The 17,661-nt window shown below is 33.1% G+C and carries 14 protein-coding genes and 2 tRNA genes; 1 reads left to right on the top strand and 15 read right to left on the bottom strand.

Going from position 1 to position 17,661, the window contains the following annotated elements:
• Nucleotides 1-33 precede the first annotated feature (33 nt).
• The 15 genes from BJG89_RS00165 to BJG89_RS00095 all read right to left on the bottom strand — a co-directional run bounded on the left by BJG89_RS00165 (nt 34) and on the right by BJG89_RS00095 (nt 15,754).
• Nucleotides 34-1,650, bottom strand: coding sequence for a DUF5906 domain-containing protein (locus tag BJG89_RS00165; protein WP_096807967.1), 1,617 nt, complete (start codon nt 1,648-1,650; stop codon nt 34-36).
• The gene (locus BJG89_RS00160; protein ID WP_069820762.1) at nt 1,650-2,018 is read right to left on the bottom strand and encodes a hypothetical protein; all 369 of its coding nucleotides are present in this window, start codon (nt 2,016-2,018) and stop codon (nt 1,650-1,652) included. The genes BJG89_RS00165 and BJG89_RS00160 overlap by 1 nt, the downstream gene beginning before the upstream one ends.
• The gene (locus BJG89_RS00155) at nt 2,011-3,111 is read right to left on the bottom strand and encodes a DNA polymerase (RefSeq protein WP_096807966.1); all 1,101 of its coding nucleotides are present in this window, start codon (nt 3,109-3,111) and stop codon (nt 2,011-2,013) included. The genes BJG89_RS00160 and BJG89_RS00155 overlap by 8 nt, the downstream gene beginning before the upstream one ends.
• Before the next feature lie 228 nt (nt 3,112-3,339).
• Nucleotides 3,340-4,815, bottom strand: a complete 1,476-nt coding sequence (locus tag BJG89_RS00150) for a DUF6038 family protein (RefSeq protein WP_096807965.1) — start codon at nt 4,813-4,815, stop codon at nt 3,340-3,342.
• Between the two features lie 17 nt (nt 4,816-4,832).
• Nucleotides 4,833-5,339 (bottom strand): hypothetical protein, encoded by a 507-nt coding sequence (locus tag BJG89_RS00145; protein WP_019469178.1) that lies wholly within the window; start codon nt 5,337-5,339, stop codon nt 4,833-4,835.
• Nucleotides 5,340-5,382: 43 nt separating this feature from the next.
• Nucleotides 5,383-5,862 (bottom strand): 23S rRNA (pseudouridine(1915)-N(3))-methyltransferase RlmH, encoded by a 480-nt coding sequence (gene rlmH / locus BJG89_RS00140; RefSeq protein ID WP_096807964.1) that lies wholly within the window; start codon nt 5,860-5,862, stop codon nt 5,383-5,385.
• An 883-nt stretch (nt 5,863-6,745) separates the two neighbouring features.
• A complete protein-coding gene (locus tag BJG89_RS00135; protein ID WP_096807963.1) occupies nt 6,746-7,546 on the bottom strand; it encodes an MBL fold metallo-hydrolase in 801 nt (266 codons plus the stop codon).
• Nucleotides 7,547-8,015: 469 nt separating this feature from the next.
• Nucleotides 8,016-8,798 (bottom strand): two-component system regulatory protein YycI, encoded by a 783-nt coding sequence (locus BJG89_RS00130; RefSeq protein ID WP_096807962.1) that lies wholly within the window; start codon nt 8,796-8,798, stop codon nt 8,016-8,018.
• A complete protein-coding gene (locus tag BJG89_RS00125) occupies nt 8,799-10,139 on the bottom strand; it encodes a YycH family regulatory protein (RefSeq protein WP_096807961.1) in 1,341 nt (446 codons plus the stop codon).
• The gene (gene walK / locus BJG89_RS00120; protein ID WP_096807960.1) at nt 10,129-11,961 is read right to left on the bottom strand and encodes a cell wall metabolism sensor histidine kinase WalK; all 1,833 of its coding nucleotides are present in this window, start codon (nt 11,959-11,961) and stop codon (nt 10,129-10,131) included. The genes BJG89_RS00125 and walK overlap by 11 nt, the downstream gene beginning before the upstream one ends.
• A 13-nt stretch (nt 11,962-11,974) precedes the next feature.
• Entirely contained in the window at nt 11,975-12,676 is a 702-nt protein-coding gene (gene yycF, locus BJG89_RS00115) for a response regulator YycF (RefSeq protein WP_096807959.1), read from the bottom strand.
• A gap of 288 nt (nt 12,677-12,964) precedes the next feature.
• A complete protein-coding gene (locus tag BJG89_RS00110; protein WP_096807958.1) occupies nt 12,965-14,425 on the bottom strand; it encodes a DHA2 family efflux MFS transporter permease subunit in 1,461 nt (486 codons plus the stop codon).
• 392 nt (nt 14,426-14,817) lie between these two features.
• Nucleotides 14,818-15,279 carry a MarR family winged helix-turn-helix transcriptional regulator gene (locus BJG89_RS00105; protein ID WP_096807957.1) on the bottom strand — a complete coding sequence of 154 codons (462 nt, stop codon included), beginning with the start codon at nt 15,277-15,279 and terminating at the stop codon, nt 14,818-14,820.
• A gap of 319 nt (nt 15,280-15,598) precedes the next feature.
• Nucleotides 15,599-15,671: transfer RNA gene (locus BJG89_RS00100), tRNA-Asp, on the bottom strand.
• A gap of 8 nt (nt 15,672-15,679) precedes the next feature.
• Nucleotides 15,680-15,754, bottom strand: a tRNA-Glu gene (locus tag BJG89_RS00095).
• Between the two features lie 672 nt (nt 15,755-16,426).
• Here BJG89_RS00095 and BJG89_RS00090 point away from each other — a divergent pair.
• Nucleotides 16,427-17,647, top strand: a complete 1,221-nt coding sequence (locus BJG89_RS00090; protein WP_096807956.1) for a macrolide family glycosyltransferase — start codon at nt 16,427-16,429, stop codon at nt 17,645-17,647.
• Nucleotides 17,648-17,661 lie beyond the last annotated feature (14 nt).

The raw sequence follows: 17,661 nt of genomic DNA, 5'->3' as shown, positions 1-17,661 counted from the left end.
ACAAGCACTTCTACAAATGCTTCAATTTGTTCATTATTCATCGTCAAAGTCCTCCCAACCTAAGTTCAAATCATCTTCGTATAAAAACTCATCATCTGTTACATTCTCATTTTTATCGAATGAAATCATGTCATCTTTTTTATCAGTTTCTTTCCAACCTAAATCAATCCAATAATCGTAGCCATTGTATAGTTTGGTTTGAGTATCAAAGTTTGCTTGAATTAACTGTTTAATAACCTGAGAACTCACCTTTATTTCTTCATTAATAACTTTATTTAACTCGGATACTTTGATTCGTGATCCTGGTTTGATTTCTATAAGTTTTCTGAGTAAATTAATACACGCTTTCTGATTTGCAATACTTGCTGATTTACTAGAAACAAATTCATATCCAAAATTTAACCAATCATGAGAAATTTCAGTAACACGATCATTTTGGAGGTACTCAATATCATTTTTTACAATTTGCTTATACACATACATCAAGTAAAGAAAGATTTCTTTCTTTTCATCCTGTAACTTTTCAATTAAGTCAGGGTCAGCTTTTTCAACATAATATTCACATGGAATAACAGCCATTCTACGCTCTAATGCTTTTGCATGGGATGATGGAAAATTGAGTACAGCATTCGTATTAAAAATGAGTTTTAAATCTAACGTAACTTCTACTTGCGTTCTTCCTTTACGGTCAGCATGAATTGGTTCAACAGATAGTAATTTTTTGAAATCATTCACAGTTGCTTCATCAACATTAGCTTTCCCCACTTCATCACTTGCCATAATTCGTTTACCAATTAGGCTTTCCTTATCGAAACGCCCGCCAAGTTCATTAAGTGTTTTAGATACGATATCATTACTATAAAAGAATGACTTAACTAATTTGATATAGACCGATTTCCCATTTTTTGCAGTTCCATACAAAACAAGTCCACGACGTAGTTTAGTATCTGCAGTGAGTAACACCGCTGTATGTTGGAAAAGAAAGTATTGTAAATCAGAATCGAAATTAGCAAGTTCTAGCATATATTCATTAAAATACGGTGGTATCTTGTCAGTGATGACATCACTTTTATCTACTGCCAAATTCAAGCGTGTTTTTGGGAAAATTTCTATGCAATTTCCCACTACTTCAAATGTATTCAGATTGAACATGGTTCTACCACAACCAATGTATTGTTTATTCTCAACAAGTTCTTCTACATCTGTTGATTTTTGTAAGCCATTCACTATATTTGTCAAAGTACTTAGTGAAGGTTTATAATCTACCAACAACACGTGTATCATTTTAGATATCAACCCTTGCAATTCATCTTCATTTACCTTTTGCCAACCTATATCTTTGAAAATAAACAACTCTGAATCAAAACGCTTGATATGAAAAATACTTATCATCATTTCCACTAATATTGTGTCATTTGGCTTTTTTTGAATGCCAAAATAACTGTATATGTTAGGTCTATAGTCGACATCTTTAGGAATGTTAAGCTGTAGCTTATCGATAAGCTCGTTATACACCGTTATAGCTTGTTCAGAATTATCCATTTCATCATTTCCAATACTACTTGTTAGGATAGCAATCAGACCTTGACGGTCGATTGCCTCCTTAGCCACACTTAATAGCTTAGATAACATTTGTAATATATGGTTCATTATAATAATCCTCCATCTTCATTTAATGATGCTACATCTTGTACATAGTAATTACCGTTAAAGCAACCTACATGGATTAAATGCTTTCTATCAATGTAAGGGTCATAATTCTCATGAGTGGAGCTATAATTACTGTGACGTTTAAGCCAATCATTGATTGACAACTGCTTAGCTGTCTTTTGTGTTGAGATATTACGATTCACATATACGATCTGATTATTCACTTCAATTTCATATGTGAATTGATGTTTCACATCACCTGAGAAATTTGTTTCTCTCACAGAATATAACGTAGCTACATATATATAATTTTCTTTGAGTGGTGTGCTATTTGGTATTTGTAAACTTTGTCCTCTATCATTATTCATGGCCTTCACCTCCCAGTTCTTCCACTGTCACATGTGCAAATTCATCATTGAACAACTGGTTAGCTGTACTTTTCATTAGCTGAGCAACATCACGTGCAGTTACTTCATCATCACATTCAATCATAATCGCATCGTGTATGGGTACAATAATTTTAAACGTTTTTTGTTCGCATTGTGCTCTGTACACTTCCAATAGAATGTGTTTGAAAATATAACTCGCTACAGTTTGTACATAAAATGCCATAATACTGCTACCTTGAAATGCGCTCATATCATGTTCAATGCCGTAGGGCATAGGCATGGTTTTATGCTCTTCGATTTGTTTCTTAAGTTCAATGACTTTTGTAAATTGGCTGACCGCATCCAACCATTGCACTTCACTTACATATTGTTTCAACTTGAATTTAGGGCTATCGAAGTTGCCGCCAAATAGAAACGAACCAATAAATGCACGTTTAACAAGTACTCGTTGCTCATCTTGTAATTCTAATTCACTTAGTAATGCGTCATACAGTCCGTCTTTCTGATTCAAAAAGTCAATCAGTTTTGAATCTTGGGTCATGTATGCTACAACTGATGGCTCAAATGATTTAAAGTCAACTGTATACACCTTCTTATATTTTGAAGGTAAAATTGTGCGTTGGACTGCTTTAGGTAAGCCCTGAAGATTAAAATTTTTAGTTGTGATTCGATGTGTTCGTGTACCTATCAACGATAATTGTGTATATAATCGATACGTTCCATTTAATGAATGATCTAATCTATCAAATAACTGTTCGATTTTATCAGAATGTTCATCGTTCTTAGCCTTTTCAAGCATTGTTGATTTTACATCGGGTAATTTATCGATATTAAGCATAATGGGTTCCGATTCAATCTCTTTCTTTAATGCTTCCAATCCTTGATGTACTTCCACATATTGGTCTAACTTAGCTTGTTCATCAGCTAAAAGTGCATTATATTTTTGATCTAACTGCTGGCTGAATTGTTGCTGCAATTGTTGAACATCAGTTTGGTTAGATGATTTGTCCATTAACCATTGCTGTGTTTTGTCACTTTGAGTCAATGACATCAGTTTGTCTCTTGTCTCCATATAAATCTGCTCCTTTATAGCAGAAAGTTGCGCGCTAACTTTTGCTTTAATTTTTTATTTGTCTTGGCCTCGACAATGTTTAATCTATCAAAATTAATTTCCGAAGTATCTGAGTATCTGAAAAAAAAGAAATAAGAAAAAACCCCATAAACGCTTTTATAACAGCGTTTATGGGGTTTGAAAAATCACTTTGATTTTCTCTTAGCTATAACTTCTATATAAATAAGATTATTTGGTTTTCATACCAAATCTGCGATTTTTAATTGCTCTTTTAAAATTTTCGACAAAAGGCCCTACCATAAAATTATCGAAGTGACAGTCAGATTCTTCTACCTTTGACAATGTATTCAATGTTTGTGTTACAAAAAAACTACCTTGCTCCTTTATTTCATTTCTTACAACCATTTGAATATTTGAATAATTTAAATTCACTTCATCAGTGCTTATATATCTGTCGATTTTAATAATTGCATTATGTACATCTTCGATAGCATACCTTATAAAATCGTCATTAATCTTATCTATATATTTTGGGTTCAAATTATATTTCATTAATTCACTTTCCAGTTTTTCTAAATCAAATTTAGCTTGTAAAAAATGGTCTAAATAGCTCGATTGTTTATTAGCATTTTCTAAATTGGCTTCTATCGTTTTGATTTTCTTTATAATAGCACTTTGATTTTCAATGCTTAAATTATTATTTTTATAATATAAAACATTGTATTTTTGGATATCTCGATTTAATTTGATATTATTCCAAAACTGATAACTTTTATAAAAAGATAATATGTCCCACCTATGGTTACTTTTTAGCAGTTCATGATCAATCAACTTAGATATATTTTTAATAGAATCTTTATGTATATTTTTCCTCAATTTGTTTTTCTTATCTAAACTTTCTTTAAAATAAACGTCAGCTCTTTGTGAACGCTTCAACATATCTACAATTAACCAATCAAGCTCAATATGTTCTGTTTCATCATAGTCCCACATATCTTTAATTAAAGTATCTATAGGTAATTGATTCTTCTTATATAAGAGGTGATTCAATTCATAATCATTCTTTGTATCCTTATCTTCTTTAATTCCTTTTATATAAGCCCCTAATTCATCATTTTCTTCAATTTGGTTGTTTCTATGCTCTTTTGCCATAAATTGAAAAATTGTTTCATCTATAGATTTTAATACTTCATTTTGTAGCTCAATTCTTTTATGTAAAGGCAAAGGTTTCATATATTGGTATAATTCTTGTTCCTTTTTATTAATTGATTCACCAATGCTTAACCATGCTTTGGTATTTTGATATACATCTTTCATATGTATGTCTGCAATTAATCTTTTGTATTTAATTTCATTGATAGATTTCATTAACTGATATGTATATTCCATGTAACTAGAGGCATTTATATTTTCAATCATCTCTTTTTTAGATTTTCCATTTTGTTTAAAATTTTTGGAATTTATATCCACTGGGTAATAGTCAATACTTTTGAGTAACACCTTTATTAATTCTTTTGCGACGCCGTTAAATGTATATTGATTATTTATATCTTGGCCTTTGTAATTGTGAAAATTTTTCATATCAATTTTAAAAAGGTTAGAAATTGTATCCATTTTTTTATTGAATTTATGTGGAGTAAGTTCTAATTCTATGCGAATATCTTCCTTTGAATATAATTTTCTTACTATCTCATTTGATGACATTGCTTTTTAACTCCTTTTTAAATTTTACTAAATAATTGATTTAATGCTGTAAGTATTTCATTTTCAAATTTGCTACCTACATTTTCAACTATAGTATATAATTCTTTATTCGTATTGCTTAAATCAATAGTCAAATATTGAGTTTCATTTCTATTCATACTTATATAACTGTATTCCAATTCGATTACTAAGTCATAGTTATCAGGTAAAATTATGCACGTCGAAATTTGATTAGGCATATATGTTTTATCTTTTTGAGCATTAATAAATTTTTTTAAGTAATCTTGATTTTCAATCCCTTTTACACTTATCTTATTAATTTTTGCTGGGGAATTACCATAATTTTTAATTACAATTTTTTTGACAAACTTACCTATATAATAGCCTTCACAATATACACCAATATAACCTTTATTTTGTGTAATATATGCTTTTCTTGTATATATGGCAGTTATAATAGCTGCAGCACATGCAAAAATCGCAACAATAATTGAGCATATTGAAATTATTATTTCTCTTTCCATCTCTAAACCACCCTCTAAGTTGTTCGCAACTTATTTTTTAGTTTTATTTGTGATACGCTTCCCCTCGCATAATTTTAAACGCACGGTAGACTTGCTCAATTAAGATGACGCGCATCATTTGGTGTGGAAAAGTCATTTTACTAAATGACAAGGCGTAATTGCTTCTGTTTAAGACGTCCTGGTGTAAACCATTGGACCCGCCAATAATAAATGTGAAGTCGCTTTGTCCTCTAGTCATTCGTCCTTCTATTTCTTTAGCTAATCCTTCAGACGTCAGCATGTTCCCTTTAATTTCTAAAGTTACCACTGTAGATTGTGGTTTTACTTTTGCTAGTAAACGTTGGCCTTCTTTTTCTTTGACTTGTTCTACTTCTTTATCACTCATATTTTCAGGCGCTTTTTCATCTGGTACTTCTATAATTTCTATTTTTGAATAAGCACTAAGTCTTTTTTCGTATTCAGCTATTGCTTGTTTCCAGTATTTTTCTTTTAATTTACCTACTGCAAGTATAGTAATTTTCATTATTTGCCTCCTGTAAAAGCTTTAAGAATCAGTAGTTATTATACTTATCCACAAGTTATTCACTTACTCACACTATTCCCTCTTATTATAACAGGAATGTATACGATAATTTAAAAATATTTACGTTATTTTCACAATTATACGTGTATAACTTGTTTGTTTGTGGATAACTCTGTGTATAATGTGGGTACTTCTATATTAATTGTGCACACCTCTGGATAACTTTGCATAATTTAGTGGATAAGTTACTGGGTGTCTTACATACTTATTCACATAATTTACGTATTTTTTACATTTTGTCTGAGTTATTCTTGCTATAAGCGAAGTTATCCACTGTTTATAAATTATCAGATAAATGCATATATGTATAACTATGTTATTAGCCTACTTTAAATTATTTTATATTCCAATTATCTTTTGTTTTAATTTCTTAACCACAAAATAGCCTATACTCTCATTGGAATATAGACTAAGACTTCTATCATATTTTATTTGTATAGATACTAAATATATATTCGTTACTTAAAAAATCACTAAACTTATGCCAAATTTAAGATTACAACAACTTGCTGTTGGCTACATTTAGAAATGCTATGTCCTACATCTTATATGAATTTACATTAGTCCTTGGCAAACGCATTAAGAACCGCTAAACTTTTTGGTTAATACTACTAAACTATGGTTTACATTAGCTGAGGCTAATGCATTAAGAGCCGCTAAACTTTTTGGTTAACCCTACTAAACTACAGTTTACATTAGCCCTTGGCTAATGCATTAAGAGCCGCTAAACTTTTTGGTTAACACTACTAAACTACGGTTTACATTAGCTGAGGCTAATGCATTAAGAAGCGCTAGGTCCCACAACCTATGAGACCAAGCGCTTCTATAGTGTATATATTGGTGTGGCTTGTGCTTTGTCTGTGTCGCAGAGGAGGACTTCTTTTTCTGTATCGATATCGTGTTCGTTTAGGACTTGGCCGACGCTCATGCGGGCAAGGTCTTTCATGTTATTATCTTGTGATAAATGGGATAGGTAAATGCGTTTGGTGCTGCCTGTTATGACATCTGTCATTGCATGTCCTGCATCTTCGTTGGATACGTGTCCCATATCGCTTAGGATACGTTGTTTGGTTTTCCATGGATAACCGCACATGCGCAGCATATCAACGTCGTGATTGCTTTCAAATACGAAAGCGTCGCTACCTTGAATCATACCTTTCATGCGGTCTGAAACGTAGCCTGTATCAGTAAGTATCGTGAATTTTTTATAATTATTATGGAAAATATAGAATTGTGGATCTATGGCATCATGAGATACGTTAAAGGACTCGATATCGAATCCTGCAATAGATTTTGTATCGTATGGATTAAAAATGAATTTCTGATCCATTGGAATTTTACTGTCTTTCTTTTCAATCGCTGACCATGTTTTTTCGTTTGCGTAAATGGGCAAGCCGTATTTACGTGCTAAGACACCGAGGCCTTTGATATGGTCTGAATGTTCATGTGTCACTAAGATGCCATTTAAATTTTTAATTTGTTTGTCGATTTGTCCAAATAGTGCTTCCATTTTTTTACCTGTTAAGCCTGCATCGACAAGGATACTACCTTTATCACTTTCTACATAAGTGGCGTTTCCTGTACTACCACTCGCTAATACACTCATCCGTATCAAGCGATTCACCCTTTCTAATCTAATAAACCTATTTGCTTATATGCTTAAAGGCAGTCTGCGGTTTATGTGCCCTTAGCATGCCTTCCGTATAATTATTGATGTTTTTATAATAGCTAAAATGAATTTTAAAATATGTACTTATCACTTTTTCACCATTTATAGGTGTTTTGAATTCATTTTTATAACATGATATCGTCTCGTGTTTTTGCACATTCATACATTATCATTTAACAATAATCTATTTTAACATACTTTGATGCTTAAACTGAGTTTATTGTTTAATAAAATAGCTCATTTTTAAAATGCCGCTTCTCTATTTTTATAGAAAAAGAGCGGTATAGAAATCAAAAATGATGCGTTTAATTTCGTATATCCGCTCTCTTATCGTCAGTGGTTAATACAAGTTTTATAAAACTGATTGATACTACTGCACAATGTTTTTAATCACGCTGCAAAAACTACAAAAATATCACTCTTATTATTCTTCAATAATTTTCGGGCTATCTGATATGGCTTCGACGTAGTATGTCTTGAACTCATTTGCATGCTTAACTTTGACTTCCCAATTGGCTTCTAATACTTGAACGTTAGGCTCCTTAACGACGGTGTAGTAACCCAGTCGGATGTTGGTCACTTCATCGTTGCGTTTGAGGTAACGATTGTAATAGAGTGCTTCAATTGCGCTTCTAGCTGTGTTTACTTGTTTCTTATCATTATTGGCACCTTCTGAAGGTGCTATGGTTTTCATGGCTGTTTGTCTATAGCTGGAAGCTTTGCCATCATCATTAATGTTAAATTCAAGTTTAGCTTTGCTATTATTCATTATTGGAAAATTGTTGTATGTCTGTTCGAATGTGACGTGATCATCGTCAATCTTACTCATTTCATAATTTTTGCCTTTATAAACACTATCTTTAACATAAGATTTTAAATCTGTATATTGGTCGTTACTAACATCAATAGGATTGTTAATATCACCTTTGATTTTCTGACCAGAATCTTCACTCGTTACATGTGAACGTGATTTAGCATAGGATGAAAAGTCGTTAGATCTCGCGGTCAGCAACTGCATTTTAATGTTTTTAACGGTTGGTAAGTTATCAGGAATTTCAATTTTTTCTTGTTTAAAGTTAACTGCGTTTTCGTCGGCGCTGTCATTAATGTGTGATTTATTCACTTTATCAATATAGATAATGATGAGGCTAATGTTCACTAGAATAAATACAAAAATAAATAAGGTTTTCGTGTGTTTCCAGTTCATTTATTCTAGCCCCCCATCTTTGTATGCAAGCCATTGGCCATCGTACTCTACATACCATTGTGGATTGAATTCACTGTTGCGTTGAATTTCGATATCGCCGTTATCTTTCTTATCTTCCATGCTGTAACCTATGGTCATATTGGTTACCTTTTCGAATTCTATTTCAGGATTATTAGCTAGTTCAGAACGGACCGTTTCAGCACCAGGCAAGTCTACTTCCTTTTCACCACTATCAATGGTTACATTGGCTTTTAATAGTGTACGTGCGTAACCAAAAATACCTTTATTACCCCAAGATACTTTTAATGTATTTAAATCGTCATCGTTAAATGTTGGTCGACCATTTAAGAACATTTGATATGTCAATTCACCACGTTTATTGTCGGTGTGGAATAATCTGAAATCATCGGTAAAACCACCGTGATTATTGATATATGCATAGGTACTTGGCATACTGTCTTGCATATTATTTGAACGAGCTTCATCTTCTGAAAGATTCGTATAGCGATATTTTTCAGTTTCATCGTTGTAATTTGCAACGCCTGTATTGTTATTGTAAGTCACTGAACCACTTCTTGAACTACGTACAACAACTGAATCATTAAATAGAATAGAATTCATTGTATCTACACTAATTCGATTAAAAATCGTGTGATAAGATTTTTGTCCTTTTGGTGATTTAGGCGCAAAAATATGTGTTGCCTTATCGATAGTATCTTTATTCGTAATAATTTCTGTGTATGGTTGCATTTGTTGTTGTTGTTTTTTCATCGCTTGTGAAAATTTATCTGCTTTAACCGTCGTGGTCATGCGTACGACGTTATGTCTATCTTTACTAATAGCATAAAGTTTAATCTTACCATCTTGATTATTATCGATTAAAAGACGATCAAATTTAAAGTTGTTTGGTACTTTAGCATTAATATTTAAAACTTGTCCTAAGTATGTGGCTAACGGCATATCATACGTAAAGTCTAATACTAAAAATTCATCGCTTAAATCTGGAATAATTAAATTATGGTTACTGTGCATTTGTTCAGCATGTAAAACGCGGTGGTTTTTTAACGGCTGAATTGTTTCTTCAACATTGCTACGTGTTGCTTCCATACCTTCTGTGTTTTCGCCTTTAGAGTGAATGACTTGATATGGCGTAACCACTTGAGACATCCCTTGGTCTAAAGGTTTACCAATTGTATTTGATTTTGCTTCTTTCTTACTATTATCATCTTTATCCACGTTCGCTAAATCAGGTGAAAAGTTCCATGTCATATACGTTAAAATAGCGCTCATCAATACTAAAAGAAACAGTATGATAGATTTAATCAACTCTTTACTCTGCATCCCAATCACCATCTTCTAGTACTTCACATGGAAGTGTAATAAAGATTGACGTCCCTTGTCCTTCTACACTATTCGCCCAGATACGGCCATTGTGCGCTTCGACAATTTCTTTAGAAATCGCTAGTCCTAGACCTGTACCACCCATTTTACGTGTACGGGCTTTATCCACACGGTAGAAACGATCAAAGATTTTATCTACTTTGTTAATAGGGATACCAATACCATTATCTTTAACACGAATTGTCATACGATTATAAAGCGCGTTCTGTTTCACGTGAAACTCGACGCGTTTATCACCACGTGAATATTTCATCGCGTTGGTAATCACATTGTCGAACACTTGTGTCATCTTATCTGGATCAATTTCTGTAAAGATAGTTTGATTTGGAATTTCACGGACAAATGTCGTGTCTTTAGCAGACATTTCATGACGGTTGATAATTTTATTGATAAACATATTGAAGTCGACAATTTCTTTAGTGATTTGGTCTGATTCATTGTCCATTTTAGATAATTGTAGTAAATCATTTACAAGTCGAATCATACGTTCTGTTTCTTCACGTGTGACGGATAAGAATTGTGGCGCTAATTCATCGTCTTTCCATGCACCGCTTTCTAAGGCCTCGATATAACTATTCATTGAGGTTAATGGCGTACGTAGTTCATGTGACACATTTGCTACGAATTCACGGCGTTCTTGTTCAACTTGTTGTTGTTCCGTAACGTCATGGAGCACAGCAATATAACCTGTCACGAACCCAGTTTCTTGTATGATTGTGCTGAAGTTAACACGTGCAATAATACCTTCACTTTCATTGATATCCAATAAGAAACTATCGTTGTTTTCTTGGATTTCATCTAATGAGAAGTCTTCTTCTAATTTAAGCATGTTTAACATATAATGACCGATAATGTCTTCTTTTTTCATGCCCATCATTGTCAATGCCATGTCGTTCACAATACGTACACGACCACGGCGATCGGTTGCGATAATACCGTCACTCATATGTGTAATAACTGAGTCTAAACGGCGTTTTTCACTCTCAGTATTTGCTTGTGCTTCTTGTACTCGTTTTGAAAGGTTATTGAAGGCTAGCGCGAGTTCACCAATTTCGTCATTACCATATATTTTAACACGTTGCGTATAATTACCTTTAGACATTTCCACCGTTTGGTTACGCATATCTGTAATTGGTTTGGTAATTGTGCGCGCAATAAAGAAACCTAATATAACTGTGATTAAAAGAGAGATACCTGTCCCAACAATAAATATCTGATTGATATTACTTAATTGGTTATAAACATCGTTTATATCTGCTTCAATATAAACATTACCAATCGTGCCGTCGTTTGATGTCTTCACTGGTAAATTGTAGACCCACACACGCTGTTTACCGTTACCATAGTCTTTTAATACCGTATGGCTATTAATTTCCCCTAAAGATAAGGCTTTTTGTATAGAACTATCATTAGCTTTTTGATTAATTAGACTACGCGTAGACTGCTTCGAGGTAGCCATAATAATTTGGTCTTTATCAATAAAACGGATTTCTTCTATTTCTTGTCTATTCGCATACTCATTTAATAAGTTTTGTACTTCTTTTTGAGCATTAACTGAGTTATCTTCGTCATAGACTTTTTCAATATTGATTTCTATTTGTTTCGCGTACTGCGAAATATTATTTTTAAATGTTTGCGTTAATTCTTTTTCTAGACTATTGGTAAAGTATAAACCGATTATCTGCATTCCGATTACGATTAACAATACATAGACAATAACAAGTTTCGTGTGTAACGATTGAAAATGTTTAAGCCATTTCATTTAACACTATCCCCTAATCATGTTGTTGGAGGAAATATCCAACACCGCGGCGTGTCACTATATATTCTGGATGAGATGGATCATCTTCAATTTTTTCACGCAAGCGGCGAATTGTTACGTCTACTGTACGTACGTCACCAAAATAGTCATAGCCCCAAACCGTTTGTAATAAATGTTCGCGTGTCATTACCTGACCCATATGTTTAGATAAATAATGGAATAACTCAAATTCACGGTGTGTTAATTCGATATCTGCACCGCGTTTTTTAATAGAATACGCATCTGGGTAGATAACAATATCTTTGATTGTAATTTCATTAGACGCATCATTCACTTCTTGTGCTGGTTGTGAATAATGGCGGCGTAAATTTGCTTTTACACGTGCGATTAATTCACGCGTACTAAATGGTTTCGTTACGTAGTCATCAGCCCCAAGCTCTAGCCCTAAAACTTTATCAATTTCAGAATCTTTTGCTGTTAACATGATAATTGGCATTTCGTATTTTTTGCGGACTTCGCGACATACTTCCATACCATCACGGCCAGGTAACATAATATCTAATAAGACAATATCTGGTTCTTCATCGTATATTAAATCTACTGCGTCGTTTCCGTCGTATGCACAGTATACTTCATAGCCTTCTTTTTTTAAGTTGAATTCTAAAATATCAGCAATTGGTTTTTCGTCATCTACTACCACAACTTTTCTAGCCATATTTATAAACCTCATTTCTAAATTGTAGTACATTTACATAAATTTCTACGCATTTCTCTATAATATAATTTACCATTTATAGCGTGCTAATTCTATTTTTCTATACAAAAAATAAAATTGGTATATTGTAAAATTATAACATTTTTTACTATTAAATGGGTAATTATCATAAATTATAGTCATATTCAGTCTATATAAAATGATATCATTGTTCGACCTTATTGCCTATAGCGCAAAAATAAAGTGATACATATCAGAGAAGACGTATGTTTTGTCATTCTAATGCTTTTAGTTATGACTGAAACATGACGGCCTCGATCCTGTATATGCATCACTGATAGAGTTATATTTTTTTAGTTTTTTAACGAACAGCGATAAGATAAATCCGATAACTGTCAATCCAACAATAAAGAAGCATGCGTATTGAATACCGTACGCCAGTATGACTTCTTGTTCAGCATTAGGATGGTTTGTACCAAATGCATGCATCGCAGTCGTATAAATGGTAATCGCGATGGCAGTACCAGCTGAACCTGCCACTTGAATTAAAGTCGTAATCGTCGCCGAACCGTCTGCGTAAAGGTGATGAGGTAATTGATTTAAAGCATTTGTCTGTGCTGGCATCATCACCATAGATATACCAAAGAAAAGCACCATAAACGCTAAAATAATAGCCCAAACAGGGGTAGAAACTGAAATCATCAATGCAAAGGCCATCGCTGCAATAAACATCAGTAAAAATCCAATAATGCCAAAATATCTTGCGCCGAATCCATCGAATAAAGACCCTACCACAGGTGATAATACTAAATTGATAGCATTACCTGGCAATAAGATTAAACCGGCTATAATGGAATTAAATAGCAAAGCGCCCTTTAAATAAAGTGGGAGTAAGATACCCATAGAAAGTACGCATAAAATAGTTACAAAAACCATTACAGCACCTAAAACAAACATGGGATATTTGAACACATTTAAATTTAACATGGGCGAATCGATTTTAAATTGACGTGCAATAAAGATTGCCAATGCAACGACGCCTATAAGTAGTGGTAGCCATACTATGATATTTGTAAAAGAGGCTTCTGCTAAAGAACTTAATGCAAAAATTAACCCTGCAAACCCTACCGTAGATAAAGCAATAGAAATGATATCGATTTTAGGTTTTGTAATTTCGCCTACATTTTCTACCTTCGAAATAGCTAATAATAATACAATAATATATAAAATAGCACTAATCCAAAAAATAAAATGCCAACTTGAAGCAGAAATAATAACACCTGAAAGCGTTGGTCCAAGAGCTGGTCCAGCAGTAATAACCAGTCCCATGATCCCCATTACGGCGCCCCGTTTTTCTATAGGGAATATAAGCATTAATACTGTTACCATGATTGGTAATAAAATCCCTGTACCGAGTGCTTGTACGATACGTCCTAATAAAAGGAATCCGAAACTCGGTGCAAGTGCACCAATAATGACACCTAATAATGATAACAGAATACCAGTAATAATCAGTTGTTTGGTATTAAACCATTTAATTAAATAAGATGATGCGGGGACTAAGCAAGCCATTACGAGCAAGTACCCCGTCGTAAGCCATTGCACGACTGCAGCTGAAACTTGGAAATCTGTCATAATATCTGTTAAAGCCATATTTAACGCTGTTTCACTAAACAGACCCATAAATCCACCAATCATAAGTACGAGTGCGTACATTTTTGGATTTTTTACTTTTACTTGTGTAGCCATTTAATATACTCCTTTTAATGGTCAAATGAAGTATAAGTATCATTGAGAGACTTAAGAATGCTTAATATGTATACGTAATGCATTGGTACACGATATGACTAGTAATCATTCTTTTTAAAAACCTCTATGTTCATAACTTATTCCTATATTACCATTCAAATTTATTTGTATGATTGAACATTCACAATTTGAATTTTGAAATTTATACATTGCCATTTTCATTGGTATGTATAGATATTTTAGTTGCTTCAAAGCAATGTCCTTGAATAATCAACTTACTTACTGTAGCAAAATTTTATAATTATTGTCAACTAAGTTGACGATAATAAATTTTAAAATAAAAGTATTGAAACCACATTTTATGAAATGGCTCAATACTTCATTCGTTTCATTTATTTAGGGTCATTCTCTTTTAAGTCTTTGAGTTGCCAATCTTGTTGTAAAATCATTTTAAAACTCTGGAATTGCTCGGGACCTATCATCGCTTCAATATGTGTTTCAATTAATTGTTTATAAGTCATATAGCGTTCTATACATTTGATACCTTGATATGTCAGTGACACACATTTTTCTTTTTTATTATGGGTCATATTTTTAACTTTAACCAATTCTTTTTCTTCTAATTGTTTAATTGCTTTATGAATAGCTTGTCTCGTTAAATTCACAGCTTGTGTTACTTCTACAAATGTTAATGTGCTTTCATATAGTTTAGCCATGATATACCATTCAGAACTAGAATTGTGTATGCCATTGATGTCGTTTGCTTTAGTTTCTATAATATTTCGTAATTCACCGTGTCGTTCACTGATGGTATCTAGCATATCTAAATCCTTTAATTTTGGATCTACAGTCATCGTCTCACCTCACGTTTATCCCACTTATTACTTTCTAGTTTAACCTTTTTGATTTTAATTGTATAAAAAAGCGTTATAGCAAGATGGTAACCAAGTAAAATATATTTCACTAAAATGAGTGCGTTGGTCTGTCTTGGCAAACACTATCAAAATGCATAAAAGATGGCATGAGCTTAAGCACGTAATAAGTGTCGCTTTTCGAAAGCTTGTTATAAGCGTATTTTTATCTCAGTCGTTTACTTCCCATATCTGGTTTAAGTTTGACATGTTTTATGTTCAAACCACATAAAAAAATGCCCATCCTATTGGATGGGCAATACGGTCTCGACGGGAATCGAACCCGCGATCTCCTGCGTGACAGGCAGGCGTGTTAACCGCTACACTACGAGACCTAAAAAAATGGTGACTCCTACGGGACTCGAACCCGTGTTACCGCCGTGAAAGGGCGGTGTCTTAACCGCTTGACCAAGGAGCCTCTCTTAAGCACAAGATAAATTATATCAACTCTTATTAAGGATGACAAGCTATTTTTAAAATTTATTTAGTATAATTTTCTAACATTAATGTATAAAGTAAGAAAACAACATTAAATACTGATAAAATAGTATTTATCCGCCTTATTTATCTTTTTAAAACGGATGTTATTTCGGTTATAAACTCATTTCATCTTTATTTAAAAATCATTTATATTTTAAAATCTAAATAATAAATACAAAATATTTTTGTTTTAAATATCTTTTGCTAAAATTATATCAGAGCAGGGCAAAAGTCACATTTTCTAAAATGATGATGCCGCCCCGCCAAGGCTAGATGACTAAGACGTGTTACAAAAGATGAATCGCTTATATAAGTATTACTCGTCTTTATAGAAGACTATACGAGCTCAAGGTTATGTATACGTTTTGCTATGGCTAAAAGATGACATAGGCATAAGCCCATGCATAAGTATCAATCGCTAAAGCATAAAAGGGGATATAAGTGCTAAGGTGCTTACATAAGTTCTACTCCTCTTCGTAAGTAAGTGATTCATGAGCCAAACTCGTGTATAAAAAGTGCGCTTTATCATCTACTACCTATATCATATTGATGTCGAGATACCGAGACTTTATTGAGGTCACGGCCTCACAACATACAAGGAGGCGCAATATTGGCAAAAATATTATTTGTTAACCCAGGTTCTGCTGGGCATGTTAATCCAACCATTGCAGTTGTTAAAGAATTAGTGAAACGTGGCGAAGAAGTCGTTTATTATGCAAGTGATTTGTACAAAGATAAATTAAGTGAAACAGGCGCTGAAATTAGAACATTACCTACAGAAGCTATGATGAGTGCATTCACTCATCATGAAAATCATCACTTATTTAATGTCATTAATGGCTTATTGAGAACAGTAGATATTATTGTTCCACGCATTTTAAGAGAAACTAAAAATGAACATTTTGATTATATGATTCATGATTCTATGTTTAGTTGTGGCTATATACTTGCACAGAAATTAAATTTACCATCTGTTTCATCTGTTTCGTCTTTCGCACATACAAAAGCAACATTTGATACATTTATAAATCATTTAACTTCTACCGTGAATGCTGAGGAAATCCAACAAGCTGACGAAACATTTGAAGTATTAAAAAATCACGTAGAGAGCACATATAATGTCATTGTTCCTTCACGTTTTGAAGTCATGAATAACCCGGGAAATATTAACATTGCTTATGTGATGAAAGGTTTCCAAATCAATTATGATACTTTTGATCCAAATGATTATAAATTTGTTGGACCTTCAGTACTTAAACCTAATGTTTCTGGATTTATGGACCAAATCGATACAACGCGTCCAGTCATTTATATTTCCCTCGGGACAGTTTTCAACCAAAATGCTACTTTTTTCAATCATTGCTTTAAGGCTTTAGCAGATATTGATGCTTCATTCGTCGTTTCAATTGGTTATCGTAATCAACTCGAAGATTTTGATATGATACCATCTAACTTTACCGTTGCACAGTACGTTCCTCAAACAGAGTTATTACAACATACTGCCTTATTCTTAACCCATGCAGGCATGAATAGTACAAACGAAGCTATGTTGATGGACGTGCCGATGTTAGCTTTTCCGCAAAGTGCCGACCAACCTGTTGTCGCCCAGCAGATTGAAAAGTTAAATATTGGTCGTCAATTAAATACAGAAGATATAACGCCAGAGCAATTAAAACAAACTGTGCTGGACATGCTAGCAGCATTACCATATTATCAACAAAATATTAAAAAAGTTAAATCTGTACAATCTAGTGATAAAACAGGTTATCAATTAGCAGTTGATCATATTCTAAACTTTCGTGATCAACACTTAACACAATCTAATATTTAAACAAAAAGCCCCTT

The sequence above is a fragment of the Staphylococcus nepalensis genome, from assembly GCF_002442935.1.
GTDB lineage: Bacteria > Bacillota > Bacilli > Staphylococcales > Staphylococcaceae > Staphylococcus > Staphylococcus nepalensis.
Note: the sequence above shows the minus strand (reverse complement) of the source record. Positions and strands in the feature narration are given on the sequence as shown.